We start from the raw sequence: 14,715 nt of genomic DNA, 5'->3' as shown, positions 1-14,715 counted from the left end.
TCGAACAATTTTTGGCTAAGTCTGTAGGCTCGGTAGAGCAACGCGAAACCCAGCGATATAGGCCATAGCTGGGTTTACACTGTCGCTCCAACCCAGCCTACCAAAAAATCTTTGCTGCGCACAATAACCGTTGGAGTGGACTGTTCCCGTTATTCCGCCCCGAGCATCGCAGCTTTTGGCGAGATTAGCCCGCAGGGGAGCGGCAGGGATGCCGCTCGTTTTCGGATGGGCTGGGAAGCCCCTTCCGAAAACCCTCGCCAAAAGCGACAAATTTGCCTGGAGCAAATTTGAACAGCCGATAGGCTAGCCCGGAGGGCGAAAACCATGGATGGTTTTCGTAAAAGCACAGGATTGAGGTGGAATGTCGGGTGGCCTTTTCTTTGGATACTTTCTTTTGGCCAAGCAAAAGAAAATATCTCGGCCGTCGGGCCGAGACCCGACTTCAAAACATCCGTCGCGATAGCGACACCTAAAACTCAAAACCCCTGAAACAAAAAATCCAACGCTGCCCCAATCTCAAACCGCTGCGCTTCCAACGACATAATCGGTGATTTCAAAATCCGAGCCGGAACAGCTGCCAATTTCGGCGTTTCCAACACACACTCAAGACCATCGACCACCACAATCGGGCTCAAATTAGTGGGTAACTTGACTGCCGGAAAGCGATCAAGCCGGCGCAGCGGTATGACGACTCGGCTGTCCAGAGAACTCAAGACATCGCTTTGCACATCTAGCAGATACGGTACGTCGTCAGACGTTGCACTGCTATTGCGGTAAACATCGAAACGCGCCATGTCAGAAAGACCGCCATTCGTCTAGCGGCAAACCGTCTTGCTCAATCGTTTGATTGTAGGCTGCGATAAACTCGGCATGCTCTTGCTGCCAACGCCTTTCTCTTTCGCCGCGCACTAACTCGCGCAGATGTCGGTCGCAGGCCTGCGAAATATTGATATTCAATGCCTTGGCCTCGGCCAGCACATCGGCAGACAAGGTGATATTGGTGGCTTTCTTTGAGGCGCTGTTCGTGACTGCCATGATGTTGTCTCCATGAATATGGCTTTAGCATGCGCATTGTACTCCAACATAAAGACTGTTGGAGTACTGCGCAATAGTGACACCAAATTGTTAAAGAGCCGGTGAGATTCCCTTCACCCTAGCGCTCTCCCAAGGGGAGAAGAAATCAGACCGCTGAATTACGCAACGCCTTAAAGCGCCGATAGCAAGCGACTTCAAAAACTAACTAAGCCTACCCAGCACCACAAACCTTACCCAGATCAAACCCCGGCGGCTGCCCCGGCTCGGAGGCCAAAATCCTGGCAAACTCCTGCCCGTATTCCGCCCAATCTTTGATCCCGGTAATCACGCCCAAATACTCGCCGCCGCGCAAAAACACCAAGGACGGCCAACTGGTAAATCTAAACCTAGCCTGTAACTCGCGTTCGATGGATTTATCGATCAGCGCACCGTGCAAGCGCCCGGCAAAGGCTTTTAACAGCTCCGGCAAAATCACGGCCAGATCGTGGCTTTCCGGGAACAGCAACGGATCGTTGGCAAAGAACAGCACCACGGTGTCGTGGCCGTAAATAAAGTTGTCGTAACTCTCGGCATCCAGCAGCGGCAGGCCGTGGCGGGTTTGCAATTGTTCCAGCAAGGGCGTGCTCATGTTCTTAAAAATTCCGGCAGTTCGGGTTCACGGTCGACTAGGTCGGCGAATAAATGATCGAAATTGGTTTCGCCTTGCATGGCTAAGCGCATGGCTTCTAAGGCATCGGCGATTTGTGCGGCGCGCTCTGCGGAGATGACTTCCCGGGCAGCATCTAGAAACACCAGCAACCAAGTGCCGGCGACTTGTTCGCCCACCAACATCATGTCAATCAGCGTGGTTTGGCCGCGATACTCGCAAAGTGCCGAATCGCCGCGCGGTTCTATGACTTGCATGGGGATGCCGATACACATCAGTATTTGCCCCGATAATCGACATCGACTTGCAGACTGGGCAGGTCAGAAGCCGGCGGCAGCTTCACCTCAAAAGCCGCGGATAACACGATACGTTCGTCACCCAACCGACAGGCTTGTTCGGGCGACGGCCGTTCTTGTTCGTAGCGTTGGATATTCAAGATCGGGTCGGCCAATGCTTGCGGTGTGTCCACGCACTCAGCAACGACGCCGAACCTTTGCAGATAAGACAGAGCCATCTCGATAGCCGGTTGAATTTGCGCTTTGACGGCGGGCCGCAGGCTGCCGCCGTAATCTTCTAGTTCTTCCGGCTGCACGCCAATCAGCAATAAATGCTGGGGATATTCACCCAGCATTTGCGCCAGCGCCAATACTTCCTGAAAACCGGTTTGATGCAGGCTCATTTTCTTGGCACCGAGGAAATTCGGCACCTCGTCATTTTCAACGCGCTTCATGGTGGCCGGTGGCAGACCATAATCGACCGCATCAAATACCACCAATACATCCGCCGCCTGGACATGCTCGATCAGATAGACGCCCTGCGTACCGCCGTCCACCACTTGCACGTTATCCGGAAAACGGTAGTGTTTTTGCAGATGTTCGATAACGCGCACGCCAAAGCCTTCGTCGGCCCAAAGCAGGTTGCCGATGCCGAGTAGCAGGATGTTGGCTGGAGTATTTGCCATAGCTCGCTCAGGCAAGCGTAGGGTGGGCACAATTAAGTGCCCACCGTTCTGTTCCGCGTGGGCACCAAAACAGTGCCCACCCTACGAATTTAATGCGCATCGTCCACCGGCTTGTCATCTTTAAAGGTCCGCCAGCCGGTCGCAATGGTGGACAGCATGCTCTGCCCGGATAATTTGTCCTCGCGCACCGCGACATAAATATGAATCAGCACGAAACAGACGATGAACCACATCACCAGATGGTGCCAGGTGTGCACGGTTTGACTGTCGCCGAACAGCGGCAGCAACCAACTACTGAACAGCGCATATTGCCAACTGCCCTGCCCCTCGCCTTCGCCATACAAGGCAAAGCCGGTGAAGATCATGAACAAGGAACCCCACACCAATACAAAATGCATCGCCAAGATTGCCAGCGGGTTGTGACCGATGTAGTGGCGCGGTGCTTTGGTCAAAAACGCATACCACAACAGTTCCTGCAAAACGCCGTCCCAAAAATGCGCTTGCAGCAAGGGCGGCAGAAAGATCTGCCGAGCATGTTCGTTGCCCGCATAGGCCCAGTACAAACGCCCCAGTAAACCGATCGCCAACACATAGCCCGCGGCAAAATGCGCGAAGCGAATATAGCCCATCAGAAAATGCTCGGAGGCTTCGCCGACCGTTGAAGATAATGGCGATGCGATCAAATAGCCGCTTACAGCCAGCACGGTGATCGCCAGCGCATTGATAGCATGCCAGAGTCGAACCGGCAGTTCGTAAACGTAAACCGGAGCGAGTGGTGCGCTCATTGCGGTCTCCGGCCCAATGCTTTGCTGCGAAGCCAAAGGCTACGCAGCAGTGCTGCCGCCGCTATCGATAAAACTGCTGTAAACAGATGCGGCAGCCAGGCCGAGTAAGCGGTCAGCATATGTTCCAGGCTGTGCGTCAAGGCATCGATGCCGGGGTGGCTGTGGGCTTCGGCTTGGCCGAAAACCAGTAACAAGGCGATGGATGGCAATATTTTGTTCATAAGCTCTCCCGGTAGGGTGGATAAGGCAAACGCATCCACCATGGAATTTGAAAAAGGCGGATGCGCTACGCTTATCCGCCCTACATTTTTATGGTTATCGGACTTTCACCCGTGTCAATTCCGTACCGTCCGGACTCATCACATGCGTTGAGCAAGCCAGACAAGGGTCGAAACTATGCAGCGTGCGCAAAATTTCCACCGGTTCGTCCGGCACCTCGACTTTAGTGTTCATCAACGAAGCCTCGAACGCACCGATATTGCCTTGCTCGTCGCGCGGCGAACCGTTCCAGGTGGTCGGCACCACGCATTGGTAGTTGGCGATCTTGGTGTCTTCGATTTTCAGCCAATGACCCAAAGCGCCCCGTGGGGCTTCGGTGAAACCGACGCCTTTGACGCTGCTCGGCCAGGTTTCAGGGTCCCAGCGTTCGACGTTGGCGGTCGCTAAATCGCCGGCTTTCAAATTGTTCATCAGCTTGTCCATGAAATAACGCATCTTGCCGGCGGCCCATTGCGCTTCCAGACCACGCGCGGCAGTTCTGCCCAAGGTGGAGAACAAGGCGCTGACAGGCACGTCCAGGGTTTTTAGAACAAAATTGATTTGCTCGGTTATTTCTTTGTTGCCTTGGGCATAGCCGATCACATAGCGCGCCAACGGACCCACTTCCATGGCATGGCCGCGCCAGCGTGGGGCTTTGATCCAGGAGTATTTAGCGCTTTCGTCCAGTTCCTGAATGTTGGTGCGGTCGCCCTTGGTTTTGGCGCCGATTTTGTAGTTCGGTTCGGTGATGCCGTCCCAGGGATGTAGGCCCAGCGCTTCGTCTGGATATTTGTACCAGGAGTGCGGCACGAATTCCTTAATTTGCTCGGGGTCGGTCAAATCGACTTCGTGGACTTTCGTCAGATCACCGTTGATGATCGCACCGCGCGGCATTAGCAAATTAGCGGCGGAATAATCGTTGGCCTTATCCGGAATATCGCCGTAAGACAGCATGCTGGCACCGGCCAGACCACCGCCATACATCCAGCCTTTGTAGAATTGAGCAATCGCCAGTAGATCCGGAATATAGACTTGGTCGATAAAAGTAATCGTGCGGTCAATAATCGACGAAATCAGGTTTAAGCGCTCCATATTGACCGCGCCGACCGCGCCAACGCCGTCCAGATTGATTGCGCACGGCACGCCGCCTACCAGCCAATTCGGATGCGGATCTTTGCCGCCGAAGATGGTGCGGATTTTCATGATGTCTTTTTGAAAATCCAGCGCTTCCAGATAATGCGTGACCGCCAGCAAATCGGCTTCCGGCGGCAGTAAATAGGCTGGATTGGTCCAGTAGCCGTTTTTGAACGGGCCGAGCTGGCCGGATTCGACAAACTTTTTCAAGCGATTTTGCGTATCGCGGAAATAACCGGGCGAGGATTTGGGATTGCTGGGCGAAATTTGCTGTTGCAAGGCCGAGGTTGCTACCGGGTCGGCGTTCAAGGCATTGACCGGATTCACCCAATCCAAGGCATGCAAATGATAAAAATGCACCAAGTGATCGTGAGACTGCAAACTTAACTGCATGATGTTGCGGATCGAGTTGGCGTTTTCCGGGATCTTGATTTTCAGCGCATCTTCGACCGCCCGCACCGAGGTCAAGGCGTGGGTGCCGGTGCAAACGCCGCAGATACGCTGTACGAAGGCCCAGGCGTCGCGCGGGTCGCGGCCTTTTAAAATTACTTCCAGCCCGCGCCACATGGTGCCGCTGGAAATGGCGTTACGGATGATGTTGTCGTCGTCGATATTGACTTCGCAGCGCATGTGGCCTTCGATGCGGGTCACCGGATCGACCACGACGCGACGGCCGGCATCGTTTAAATTAAAACCGTTGGGGGTGTTTCGAACTGTCATTATTGCTGCGCTCCTGGTTGTTTATCCCCGGCTTGTTTGGCGTTATTCAAAGCCGTCAAACCGGCATGCGCGGCGACGCCGGCACCGACAATCGCGGCGGCGGTGCCACCAACCATATCGGCGTTGGCTTCGATACCAAATTGACTGATGCCGGTTAGGCGGTCGTAAAAGCTGCCTTTATCCCAGAAACCGTCTTCGGAGCAGCCGATACAGCCGTGGCCGGATTGAATCGGAAACGAGGTGCCTTCGTTCCATTTCACCGTGGAGCAGGCGTTATAAGTGGTCGGCCCTTTGCAACCCATTTTGTACAGGCAGTGGCCTTGGCGGGCGGCTTCGTCATCCCATTGCTCGACAAACTGGCCGGCGTCGAAATGCGGCCTTCGATAGCATTTGTCGTGGATGCGCTGGCTGTAGAACATCTGCGGCCGGCCTTGTTTGTCCAGGGTTGGCAGTTTGTCGAACGTTAGTAGATAAGCCACCACAGCGGTCATCACTTCGGCAATCGGCGGACAACCAGGGACTTTAATAATGGGTTTGTCGGCCAAGCCGGGTACTTTGTGGACCGGCGTGGCGCGGGTTGGATTGGGTTTGGCGGCCTGTACGCAACCCCAGGACGCGCAGGAACCCCAAGAAATGATGGCTTTGCAACTCTCGGCGGCGTATTTCAGCTGATCAACGAAGGGCTTGCCGCCGATGATGCAATACATGCCATCTTCGGCCAGCGGCGGATTGCCTTCCACGGCCAGGATGTAGTTGCCTTTGTATTTTTCGACGATCTCGGTGACGATGGCTTCGGCGTTATGGCCGGCGGCGGCCATGATGGTGTCGTCATAATCCAAGGACAGCATCGACAAGATCACGTCTTTCGCTAAGGGATGGCCGGAACGGATGAAGGATTCCGAGCAGCAGGTGCATTCCAGACCGTGCAGCCACAACACCGGGATGCGCGGCTTGGTTTCCATCGCATGGGCAATTTTCGGCGCAAATGCTGGAGACAAGCCCAGCGAGGCAGCTGTTAAACTGCAAAATTTCAGAAAACTGCGGCGGGTGATGCCTTGTCGGCGCATCACATCGTAAAAGGTTTCGATCATGGATACTCCAGTCGTCGTTATGGCTAATCGAAGTGACTGGCTTGACGACACCACGCGAGTCTGGGCGTTGATTGTTGTTATCCAGTAGCTTCAACAGCAAGTTTTCAAAGCCGCCCCCGCAGCTGTTCCGACCGAGCTACTCCCGGACGGTTGAAAACGTTTGATTGTTATTATTCGAGTTGCAGCACCAACAGCCTTCCGCTACCGGCATTGCCCCGCTTACCCGGTGCAACATCCATGCCGGCCATAGGACAACGTTAAAACCTTTGCATTCGTAAGACTTTTAGGGTTTAACTCGGCTTAGCCTCTGTCTGCTAACCAACAAACTCAACAAAACCACACAACGATTGCCGGAAATACGACATACAGATAACTTTGAGAATGAAGCCTTCGAAAACCTATGCCGCATTTGGTTGACAGGCCAGAGCGTAGGCCACTAAAGTGAATAACCGTCCTCAAGACTGGATTAACCCAAAATAGTTAAGCAGAGACGGCACCGAAGTCCGTTCCACCGCATCGCCAGGAGATCTCTTATGAACCGCGTCATCTTGCTCATGTTACTGACGATTTTTAATCCCAATGCCCTGGCCGATTGGGACCCGGAACTGGAAGCGCAAGAACAAGCACAGCGGGAGGCCACGCAGCGCGCCGAACAAGCCAGAGAACGCGAGGCGCAAAAAATGGTCGACGAGGCCAACGCCAAAGGCAATCGGGAAATGATGGACAGCAAGCGCAAAAACCTCGGCGCAGCGGCCAAGGGTAAATCGGATGCGGAAGTGAATCGTTTGTACGACGCCAAGATCAAACAAACCACAGACGAGGCCAATCGCTTGGCTCAGGAAGCTCGCAGTGCGCTTAGCCAAGGCCAAGGCGCGGCGGCGGTAAAACAAGTGACCGGCAAAAGCCTGCAGGAATTGGAAAATATGTCCGATGAAGAAGCCGACGCCCTGTCTCGGGAATTGGAAAAGAAATACGGGCAATGAGGAAAGTGCCTCGCGCCCGCCGTTCGGATAAATAACCCCCTAGCTTAGAGATTCATCCGCCCACATTCCCTGCAAAGGAACTGCCGGCCCTGGCTTATTCGCCGTCTATTTCTTGTTCCAGCAAGGTCCGCAGACCGGCCGGCATTTCCAGGGTTTCCGGATCCCAGCCTTCCAGCTCCAGCACATCTTTCAGGCATTCTTCCATGATCAAATGGGCTTTCTGGGTAGCATCGGCAATGCGCTGATGTACTCTGGTTTGCACCTCGCTGCCGCTGCGCTCGGAGCAATTGGCCTGATAGTCGAACAGCTTGCGCAAGCTATCGATTTGTCCGCCAACCTGCGACGGACAGGAACACATATACAAAATGCCCTGAACGTTGATGCGTTTGAGTTGCTGATTGCTAAATTGGGTTTCCAGTTTCATGATGCGAGCTCTCGATTTTCTCGTTTATTATAATTATCGGGTTGGCGCCAACCCTGGCTCTAAATCTTTTCCGCCAAATAGGCCGCTAAGCTTCGACCGGCGGCATAGGCTATCAAGGCCAAGGCCAGTTATCAACTTTAGGCAGATTCGTTACGCGCCAAGAGGCGAATTTTAACAATCAATCCAAGATCAAGCCGGCGCTAAGCCACCGCTGATCAATTGCCGGGTACGGGCATAGGTTTCCTGAATGATTAAGGCATCGGTACTGGCCCGATGCCGCAACAAGGCCATATCCTGCATCACTTGCCGTTTGGTTTGGCTCCAGATATCCATCTGCGCTTCTTTTAATATCATTTCCAGGGCGCTGAGATAAAAACCCGGCTGTACGCCGCAGCGGAAGAACAAGCGAGATAACCATGGCTTATCGACCACCCAGCCATCGCTATACACCGTTTTACCGGCTAAAAAATCATTCAATTCGCTGGCCACCAGGGCGACGGGTTTTCCACAATTGATTAAGATCTCCCGACTGAGGCCATGCACGCGCTCAGCCTGCGCATCCCAGTGAGTCCAATCGCTGGCCGGCTTGATCAGCGCGCAATATTTTTGCCCGTTTCCCAATACCACGCCTACTTCGATGGGATAACTATCGAAGCCAAACCCGGAGGCTTCAAAATCGATGACATTCGGTCTGATGGTTTGCAACTGAGCATCCCTTTGCAAATCGTAAAACGTGTAAGCCTAGCCTAAATCGACGAATAAGATCGACGTAAACGGGCCGATTTAATTTTATAAAACCAGCGCAAAGCCAGTAACAAAACCAGTATGCCGCCGAACAGCAAGGGCCGGCTCAGATCTTTTTTGACCAGCCAAGCAAAATGCACCACGCCGGCCGCGGCAATCGGGTAAACCAAACGGTGCAAGCGTTTCCAGTTTTCGCCGCCGAGCCGGCGCTGCATGGCGTTGGTAGAGGTTACCGCCAGCAGAATCAGTAGCACAAACGCCGCAAAGCCCACGGTAATGTATGGGCGCTTCAGGATGTCCTTGGCTATAGCCGACCAATCGAAAAACTGGTCCAACACCAAATACGTCGAAAAATGCAGGCAAGCATAAAAAAATGCAAACAAGCCCAGCATCCGCCTGAGCCGGACCAGCCAATTTGCGCCGCTTAGCTGCCGCAGCGGCGTGACGCCGAGACTGATCAGCAAAAACGTCAAGGTCCAATAACCGGTATTGTGGGTGATTTTTTCGATGGGATTAGCACCCAATTGATCTTGCCAGGCCGCCGTCAGCAATAACCCCAGGGGCAGTAAAGCCGCCAAAAACACCAGCGGTTTTAGACGCCGCAGGTGACTATCGTCAAGCGTTTTCCAATTCACAATCAAAAATTTTTAGCCAAATCCATCCCGGCATACAAACTGGCTACTTGCTCGGCATAGCCATTGAACGGCAAGGTCGGCCGTTTTAGAAACTCGCCCAAGCGGCGCTCCTTGGCTTGGCTCCAGCGCGGATGATCGACTTCCGGGTTGACGTTGGCATAAAAGCCGTATTCGTTTGGACCCGCCTGCATCCAACTGGTGGTCGGCTGCTGCTTGAGCAAACGAATCTTGACGATGGATTTGGCGCTTTTGAAACCGTATTTCCACGGCACGACAATACGTACCGGCGCGCCGTTTTGATTAGGTAACACTTCGCCGTACAAACCAAAAGTCAGCAAAGCCAAGGGATGCATGGCTTCATCGATGCGCAGGCCTTCCCGATACGGCCACTCCAATACCGCCCGCCGTTGACCGGGCATTTGCTCGGGGTCGTGCAGGCTGACGAATTCCACATAACGCGCCTCGTTGGTCGGTTCCACTTGTTTCAGCAGCTCCGCTAAAGGATAACCCAACCAGGGAATCACCATCGACCAGGCCTCCACGCAACGCAGGCGATAAATGCGCTCCTGCATCGGTGCCAATTTCAGCAAATCTTCGATGGCAAATTGTTTGGGTTTGCGGACTTCGCCTTCTACACTCACCGTCCAGGGCCGGGTTTTAAGGCGGCCGGCCATTTTTGCCGGACCTTCCTTGCTGGTATCGAATTCGTAGAAATTATTGTATTGGCTGACGTCTTCCAGAGGCGTCAATTTATCGGTCAGGCCGTAAGCCTCGGAAAGACTACTGGTAAGTTTTTCCCCGCCAACCGCAGCTCCCGCCAACAACGCGGCAGAGCCGCCGAGTGCCAATTGCATAAAATGCCGGCGCTGGTAAAACAACTCGCGTGGCGTGATTTCGGAAACGGGAATTGCGGGGATGCCGGGAAGTTTCATGGGGACGCCTCTTAAAAAGTTTAGAACCACTCGACCGTAAACCGGGCCGGCAGTTCCGCTTGCGGCAAAATCAGGCCATGGGCTTTGCTATGATCATCCGCGCTCTATTTATGTGGCTTTTTCTTGCTGTCCGACTTTTTAGCTGTCGCCTTTTTTGTGGCCGTCTTTTTTGCGGACTTACTGAGCTTGGCGGCTTTTTTATGCGCGGATTGCTGCGGTTTTTCCTCCGCTGTCAGTTTCGCGGCGTCAGTTTGCGCAGACTGCTCTGCCAGGTCTGCACTATCCGGCGGTAAATCCGGCATCGGCAATGTGGCAGCGTCGTTGCCGTCATCAACGGCTGACCGGTCGCAGTCGGGTAAATCTTGGTCTTCAGACGAGCAAATGACTCGATAGATAATTTTCCGGTCGTCGTTTTTACCGGTTTTAGGCTCTAACGGCTTAACAACCGGCGCGGTGTCGTCCGAGATTGTGCCCAATAATTCGGCCGCGGCTGTTTCACTGTATGCCCAAACGCTAAAAAGCAAACTGAGGTGTATTAGGCGACTGACATCGCTCCTACGCAAACTAGCCATGGGGCTGCAATTGCTTTAAATGACGCTTGGCTTCGTCCCATAAGCCATCCAGTTCCGCCAATTCGCATTCGCGCAGCTCTCGGCCGGAGGCTTCCACTTGCTTTTCGATGTAATTGAAGCGGCGGGTGAATTTTTTAGTGGCTTCGCGCAAGGCGATTTCCGGGTTGACTTTCAGGTGCCGAGCCAGATTGACAACCACCAGCAGCAAATCGCCGATTTCTTCCTGGACATGCGCTTGATCGCCGGATTGCCAGGCTTCGTGGACTTCCTGCAGCTCTTCGCGCACTTTGTCGAATACCGGCTCGGTTTCCGGCCAATCGAAACCGTGGCTAGCGGCACGATTTTGGATTTTCTCGCACTGCACCAGGGCCGGCAGGCTTTGCGCGACGCCGGCCAACACACTTTCGGTGTGCTGCGCAGGCTGTTTCAAACGGCGTTCTTGCGCTTTGGCCTCGTCCCAGGCTTGCTGGCGCTGCTCATCGGTATCGAATTTAACCTCGGCAAACACATGCGGATGCCGACTCACCAGCTTTTCGCTAATTGCCGCCGCGACTTGCTCGAAATCGAACAAACCGCGCTCATCGGCAATTTGCGAGTGAAACACGACTTGCAGCAACAGGTCACCCAATTCGCCACGTAAATCGTCGAAATCGTTACGTTCGATGGCGTCGGCCACCTCGTAAGCTTCTTCGATGGTGTAGGGAATCAGGCTATGGAAATCCTGCTTGACGTCCCAGGCGCAACCCCTCTCCGGGTCGCGCAAGCGGACCATCAACGCCAGCAATTCCTGGGTTTTAGTCAAACTCAAAACGTCGAACCAAAGGTATCCTGATAGCGTTTTTTGAACTCCGCCATCGTGAAGGTGTGGTTCTGGGTGCCATTGTGCTCAATTTTGATCGCGCCCAACAGTGAAGCAATCCGCCCGGTAACATCCCAATCGTAATCGTTGATCAGACCATACAGCAGACCAGCCCGATAAGCGTCTCCGCAGCCGGTGGGGTCCAGCAGTTGTTTGGGCTTGGCGGGCGGAATATCGATCACTTCGCCGCGCGTGTATACCTTGGAACCGTTACCGCCCAAGGTGATGATCAAGGCGTCGACTTTTTCGGCAATTTGCTCCAACGTCAGGCCTGTGCGCTGCTGCATCAACTCCGACTCATAGTCGTTAAAGGTGGCGTAATTAGCCAGTTCCAGGAACGCCAACAATTCTTCGCCATCGAACATCGGCATGCCTTGGCCGGGATCGAAAATAAACGGAATGCCTTGCTCGGCGAATTGCTGGGCGTGCTCTTGCATGCCTTGCTTACCGTCCGGGGAGACGATACCAATGGTAATGCCCGAGTCGGCCGGCACGGTGTTTAAATGCGAAAAACTCATGGCACCGGGATGGAAAGCTGTGATTTGGTTATCGTCTACATCGGTGGTGATATAGGCTTGACCGGTGTAATGATCGTCCAGCACCTTGATATAACGGCTGGAGATGCCGCATTGGCTCAGCCATTGGGCGTAGGGTTCGAAATCGTGGCCGACGGTCGCCATGATGGACGGCTCTTCCTGCAACAGTTTCAAGTTATACGCAATGTTGCCGGCGCAGCCGCCGTATTCGCGGCGCAAGGCCGGCACCAGGAAAGACACGTTAAGCATGTGAACTTTCTCTGGCAGGATGTGATGTTTAAATTTGTCGTGAAACACCATGATGGTGTCGTAGGCCATGGAGCCACAGATCAATGCACTCATTATTATCCTTGTTTGACGATTTTAGCCGCCCTAAGGTAACGGATGTTTGAAACAGGCACAAGACGAAAGCGACAAAATCAACCGCTCTCCTTGTCTTTATCCCTTACAAAAGAATCAACGCCCAGGTCACGCCGGCCCAAATCAAGGACAACATGACTGCCGCCGAACCTATATCCTTGGCGCGTCCGGATAGCTCGTGATGTTCGAAACCAACCCTGTCCACGACCGCTTCTACCGCGGAATTCAGCAACTCCACCAGCAACACCAAAACCACGCTGCCGATTAACAAGACTTTTTCGATAGCGGTTTGCCCCAACCAGATCGCCAGCGGCGTTGTGACCACGAACAAGGCCACTTCCTGGCGAAATGCTTCCTCATGCTGCCAGGTGGCTTTGAAACCGGCGACCGAAAAAAAGCAGGCGTTAATCAGCCGCTTAAGTCCCTTTGCATTTTGATTTGCCATTATTTATTCCTACTCCTCGATCAGGGTCCGATAACCATCGGCATCCATTAATTGTTCCAGTTCCGCCGGGTTATCGGCTTGGATGGCAAACAGCCAGGTTTGATACGCGCCGTCGTTTACCAACTCCGGCTCGTCCGTCACCGCTTCGTTGACTTCAACCACGCTGCCGCTGACCGGGCTGAACAAATCGGAAGCGGTTTTGACCGATTCCACCACAGCCAGTTGTTCGCCAGCCTTCACGACCCGACCCACATCCGGCAAGCCGATAAAAACTATGTCGCCCAATTCGGACTGCGCGAAGTCGGTGATACCGACGCGCACCAGATTGCCGTCTTCCAGCTTGGCCCATTCATGGGTTTGCGCATATTTCAAATTTTCAGGTGTTTCACTCATTTGCATTTCCCTCAAGCCGTCACAGTAATCCGAAAGGATAACCGGCTATTTTTTTAACACAACAAAAAATTACAGACGCCAGCCCAAACTTTATAATCCCGACTCTATGGGAAGCACTTACAACAAGTTCGGCCATTAAGACGTCAAACTACATTCAACAAAATTCATGCGCATAGCACTTTTCCTAGCAGGCTGGCTTGGCTTTGTTAGCCTGACTCCGACCGCCGCCAGGGCGGACGATGACAACGCCCCCACAAGCACCGACCGAACTAAACCGGCCGACGGCAACGCCGCCGGCGACGTGTTACAGCTGAACAGCGCCGCGCAAAAGCTAGCCGGCATTCAAACCCAAACACTGATAGCGGTTAAACAAACACCCGAATTTGCCGCTTACGGCACGGTGGTCAATCCGGAACCACTGCTGAGCATCCGCCAGCAATTCCTGGCCGCCAGCGCCCAGCAAGACAGCGCCCAAGCCCGTTACAGCGAAGCGGCGCAAAACCTGAACCGCACCCGCGACCTGCATCAACAGGACATCGTTTCCACCCGCCGCTTGCAGGAACAGCAAGCTATCTGGCAGGCGGACAAAGCCAATCTGGCTGCCAACAGCTATCAGCAGCAACTCATAGCAGCCAACAGCCGCCTAGTGTGGGGCGACACCCTGAGCAACTGGTTTACCCATGCTCAGGATAAAAACGCCATGCAACTGCTGGAACATCGCGCCCAGTTACTGCAAATCACCCTGCCCGCGAATAGCCGGCTCGATCCCGGCGTCAAACTTATTCATATCCACGAACGCGGCCAGCGCCAAGCTGCCTTGCCTGCCGAGCTGATTTCCGCCGCCCCGCAAGTGGATCCGGTATCGCAAGGTCCGCGTTATTTTTTCAAGTGTGCGGACTGCCAACTGCCGTTCGGCACCCACATCACCGCCTGGGTTCCGGAGGGCGGCCAAGCCAGTAGCGGCGTCAATATCCCGCAACCAGCCTTGGTCTGGCATCTGGGCCAAGCTTTTGTGTTTATCAAAACCGATGCCGAGCATTTCATTCGCCGGCCGCTCAAGCAATACAGCAGCACTAGCCAAGGTTATTTCGTGGCCGACGATTTGCGGCCCGGCGAAGAAATCGTCACCACTGGCGCGCAAACGCTGTTATCGCAGCAGTTGAAAGGACTGATACCCGACGAAGATAAAGATTAGCGCCGGC

General features: G+C 54.0%; 20 protein-coding genes. 2 read left to right on the top strand and 18 right to left on the bottom strand.

All coding sequences use genetic code 11. The features are described 5' to 3' along the window. Window positions 1–476 precede the first annotated feature (476 nt). The 9 genes from ACWAU0_RS10415 to ACWAU0_RS10375 form a co-directional block, all read right to left on the bottom strand. Complete coding sequence (locus ACWAU0_RS10415; RefSeq protein ID WP_033157849.1) at window positions 477–794, bottom strand: CcdB family protein; 318 nt, start codon at window positions 792–794, stop codon at window positions 477–479. Window position 795: 1 nt separating this feature from the next. Continuing rightward, the gene (locus ACWAU0_RS10410) at window positions 796–1,035 is read right to left on the bottom strand and encodes a type II toxin-antitoxin system CcdA family antitoxin (RefSeq protein WP_033157848.1); all 240 of its coding nucleotides are present in this window, start codon (window positions 1,033–1,035) and stop codon (window positions 796–798) included. 211 nt (window positions 1,036–1,246) lie between these two features. Beyond that, the gene (locus ACWAU0_RS10405; RefSeq protein WP_033157847.1) at window positions 1,247–1,663 is read right to left on the bottom strand and encodes a thioredoxin domain-containing protein; all 417 of its coding nucleotides are present in this window, start codon (window positions 1,661–1,663) and stop codon (window positions 1,247–1,249) included. Further along, window positions 1,660–1,956, bottom strand: coding sequence for a HypC/HybG/HupF family hydrogenase formation chaperone (locus ACWAU0_RS10400; RefSeq protein ID WP_033157846.1), 297 nt, complete (start codon window positions 1,954–1,956; stop codon window positions 1,660–1,662). Before ACWAU0_RS10400 ends, ACWAU0_RS10405 begins: the two co-directional genes overlap by 4 nt. Further along, the gene (locus ACWAU0_RS10395; RefSeq protein ID WP_033157845.1) at window positions 1,956–2,642 is read right to left on the bottom strand and encodes a hydrogenase maturation protease HybD family protein; all 687 of its coding nucleotides are present in this window, start codon (window positions 2,640–2,642) and stop codon (window positions 1,956–1,958) included. Before ACWAU0_RS10395 ends, ACWAU0_RS10400 begins: the two co-directional genes overlap by 1 nt. Before the next feature lie 89 nt (window positions 2,643–2,731). Next, the gene (cybH, locus tag ACWAU0_RS10390) at window positions 2,732–3,427 is read right to left on the bottom strand and encodes a Ni/Fe-hydrogenase, b-type cytochrome subunit (protein WP_033157844.1); all 696 of its coding nucleotides are present in this window, start codon (window positions 3,425–3,427) and stop codon (window positions 2,732–2,734) included. Next, window positions 3,424–3,648 carry a hypothetical protein gene (locus tag ACWAU0_RS10385; RefSeq protein WP_129871443.1) on the bottom strand — a complete coding sequence of 75 codons (225 nt, stop codon included), beginning with the start codon at window positions 3,646–3,648 and terminating at the stop codon, window positions 3,424–3,426. The genes cybH and ACWAU0_RS10385 overlap by 4 nt, the downstream gene beginning before the upstream one ends. Window positions 3,649–3,742: 94 nt before the next feature. Beyond that, a complete protein-coding gene (locus ACWAU0_RS10380; protein ID WP_458139083.1) occupies window positions 3,743–5,539 on the bottom strand; it encodes a nickel-dependent hydrogenase large subunit in 1,797 nt (598 codons plus the stop codon). Beyond that, window positions 5,539–6,630 carry a hydrogenase small subunit gene (locus ACWAU0_RS10375; protein ID WP_458139082.1) on the bottom strand — a complete coding sequence of 364 codons (1,092 nt, stop codon included), beginning with the start codon at window positions 6,628–6,630 and terminating at the stop codon, window positions 5,539–5,541. Before ACWAU0_RS10375 ends, ACWAU0_RS10380 begins: the two co-directional genes overlap by 1 nt. Window positions 6,631–7,163: 533 nt before the next feature. Between ACWAU0_RS10375 and ACWAU0_RS10370 the strand changes: the two genes are divergently transcribed. Further along, window positions 7,164–7,613 carry a hypothetical protein gene (locus ACWAU0_RS10370; protein ID WP_319961849.1) on the top strand — a complete coding sequence of 150 codons (450 nt, stop codon included), beginning with the start codon at window positions 7,164–7,166 and terminating at the stop codon, window positions 7,611–7,613. A 94-nt stretch (window positions 7,614–7,707) separates the two neighbouring features. Here the strand turns inward: ACWAU0_RS10370 and ACWAU0_RS10365 are convergent, their stop codons facing one another. The 9 genes from ACWAU0_RS10365 to gcvH all read right to left on the bottom strand — a co-directional run bounded on the left by ACWAU0_RS10365 (window position 7,708) and on the right by gcvH (window position 13,513). Then, window positions 7,708–8,037 (bottom strand): hypothetical protein, encoded by a 330-nt coding sequence (locus ACWAU0_RS10365; protein ID WP_319961848.1) that lies wholly within the window; start codon window positions 8,035–8,037, stop codon window positions 7,708–7,710. Window positions 8,038–8,226: 189 nt separating this feature from the next. Then, window positions 8,227–8,742, bottom strand: coding sequence for a 3'-5' exonuclease family protein (locus tag ACWAU0_RS10360; RefSeq protein WP_319961847.1), 516 nt, complete (start codon window positions 8,740–8,742; stop codon window positions 8,227–8,229). A gap of 41 nt (window positions 8,743–8,783) precedes the next feature. Continuing rightward, window positions 8,784–9,416, bottom strand: a complete 633-nt coding sequence (gene msrQ, locus ACWAU0_RS10355; RefSeq protein ID WP_319961846.1) for a protein-methionine-sulfoxide reductase heme-binding subunit MsrQ — start codon at window positions 9,414–9,416, stop codon at window positions 8,784–8,786. Between the two features lie 2 nt (window positions 9,417–9,418). After that, complete coding sequence (gene msrP / locus ACWAU0_RS10350) at window positions 9,419–10,348, bottom strand: protein-methionine-sulfoxide reductase catalytic subunit MsrP (protein WP_319961845.1); 930 nt, start codon at window positions 10,346–10,348, stop codon at window positions 9,419–9,421. A 104-nt stretch (window positions 10,349–10,452) separates the two neighbouring features. Then, on the bottom strand, window positions 10,453–10,920 hold the full coding sequence (locus ACWAU0_RS10345) for a hypothetical protein (RefSeq protein ID WP_523070784.1): 468 nt from the start codon (window positions 10,918–10,920) through the stop codon (window positions 10,453–10,455). Continuing rightward, the gene (gene mazG, locus ACWAU0_RS10340; protein ID WP_319961843.1) at window positions 10,913–11,728 is read right to left on the bottom strand and encodes a nucleoside triphosphate pyrophosphohydrolase; all 816 of its coding nucleotides are present in this window, start codon (window positions 11,726–11,728) and stop codon (window positions 10,913–10,915) included. The genes ACWAU0_RS10345 and mazG overlap by 8 nt, the downstream gene beginning before the upstream one ends. After that, on the bottom strand, window positions 11,725–12,657 hold the full coding sequence (locus tag ACWAU0_RS10335; RefSeq protein ID WP_319961842.1) for a carbohydrate kinase family protein: 933 nt from the start codon (window positions 12,655–12,657) through the stop codon (window positions 11,725–11,727). The genes mazG and ACWAU0_RS10335 overlap by 4 nt, the downstream gene beginning before the upstream one ends. Before the next feature lie 103 nt (window positions 12,658–12,760). Continuing rightward, a complete protein-coding gene (locus tag ACWAU0_RS10330; RefSeq protein WP_033157835.1) occupies window positions 12,761–13,120 on the bottom strand; it encodes a diacylglycerol kinase in 360 nt (119 codons plus the stop codon). A 9-nt stretch (window positions 13,121–13,129) separates the two neighbouring features. After that, the gene (gene gcvH, locus ACWAU0_RS10325; protein ID WP_458139081.1) at window positions 13,130–13,513 is read right to left on the bottom strand and encodes a glycine cleavage system protein GcvH; all 384 of its coding nucleotides are present in this window, start codon (window positions 13,511–13,513) and stop codon (window positions 13,130–13,132) included. Window positions 13,514–13,679: 166 nt separating this feature from the next. On the opposite strand from gcvH, the gene ACWAU0_RS10320 reads away from it, so the two are divergent. Further along, window positions 13,680–14,708: an efflux RND transporter periplasmic adaptor subunit gene (locus ACWAU0_RS10320; protein WP_458139080.1), complete on the top strand. Its 1,029-nt coding sequence runs from the start codon at window positions 13,680–13,682 to the stop codon at window positions 14,706–14,708. Window positions 14,709–14,715: the final 7 nt, after the last annotated feature.

The sequence above is a fragment of the Methylomonas sp. Uni0009 genome (assembly GCF_054188105.3).
The sequence above is the reverse complement of the archived record's forward strand: the minus strand, read 5'-3'. Positions and strand labels throughout refer to the sequence as shown.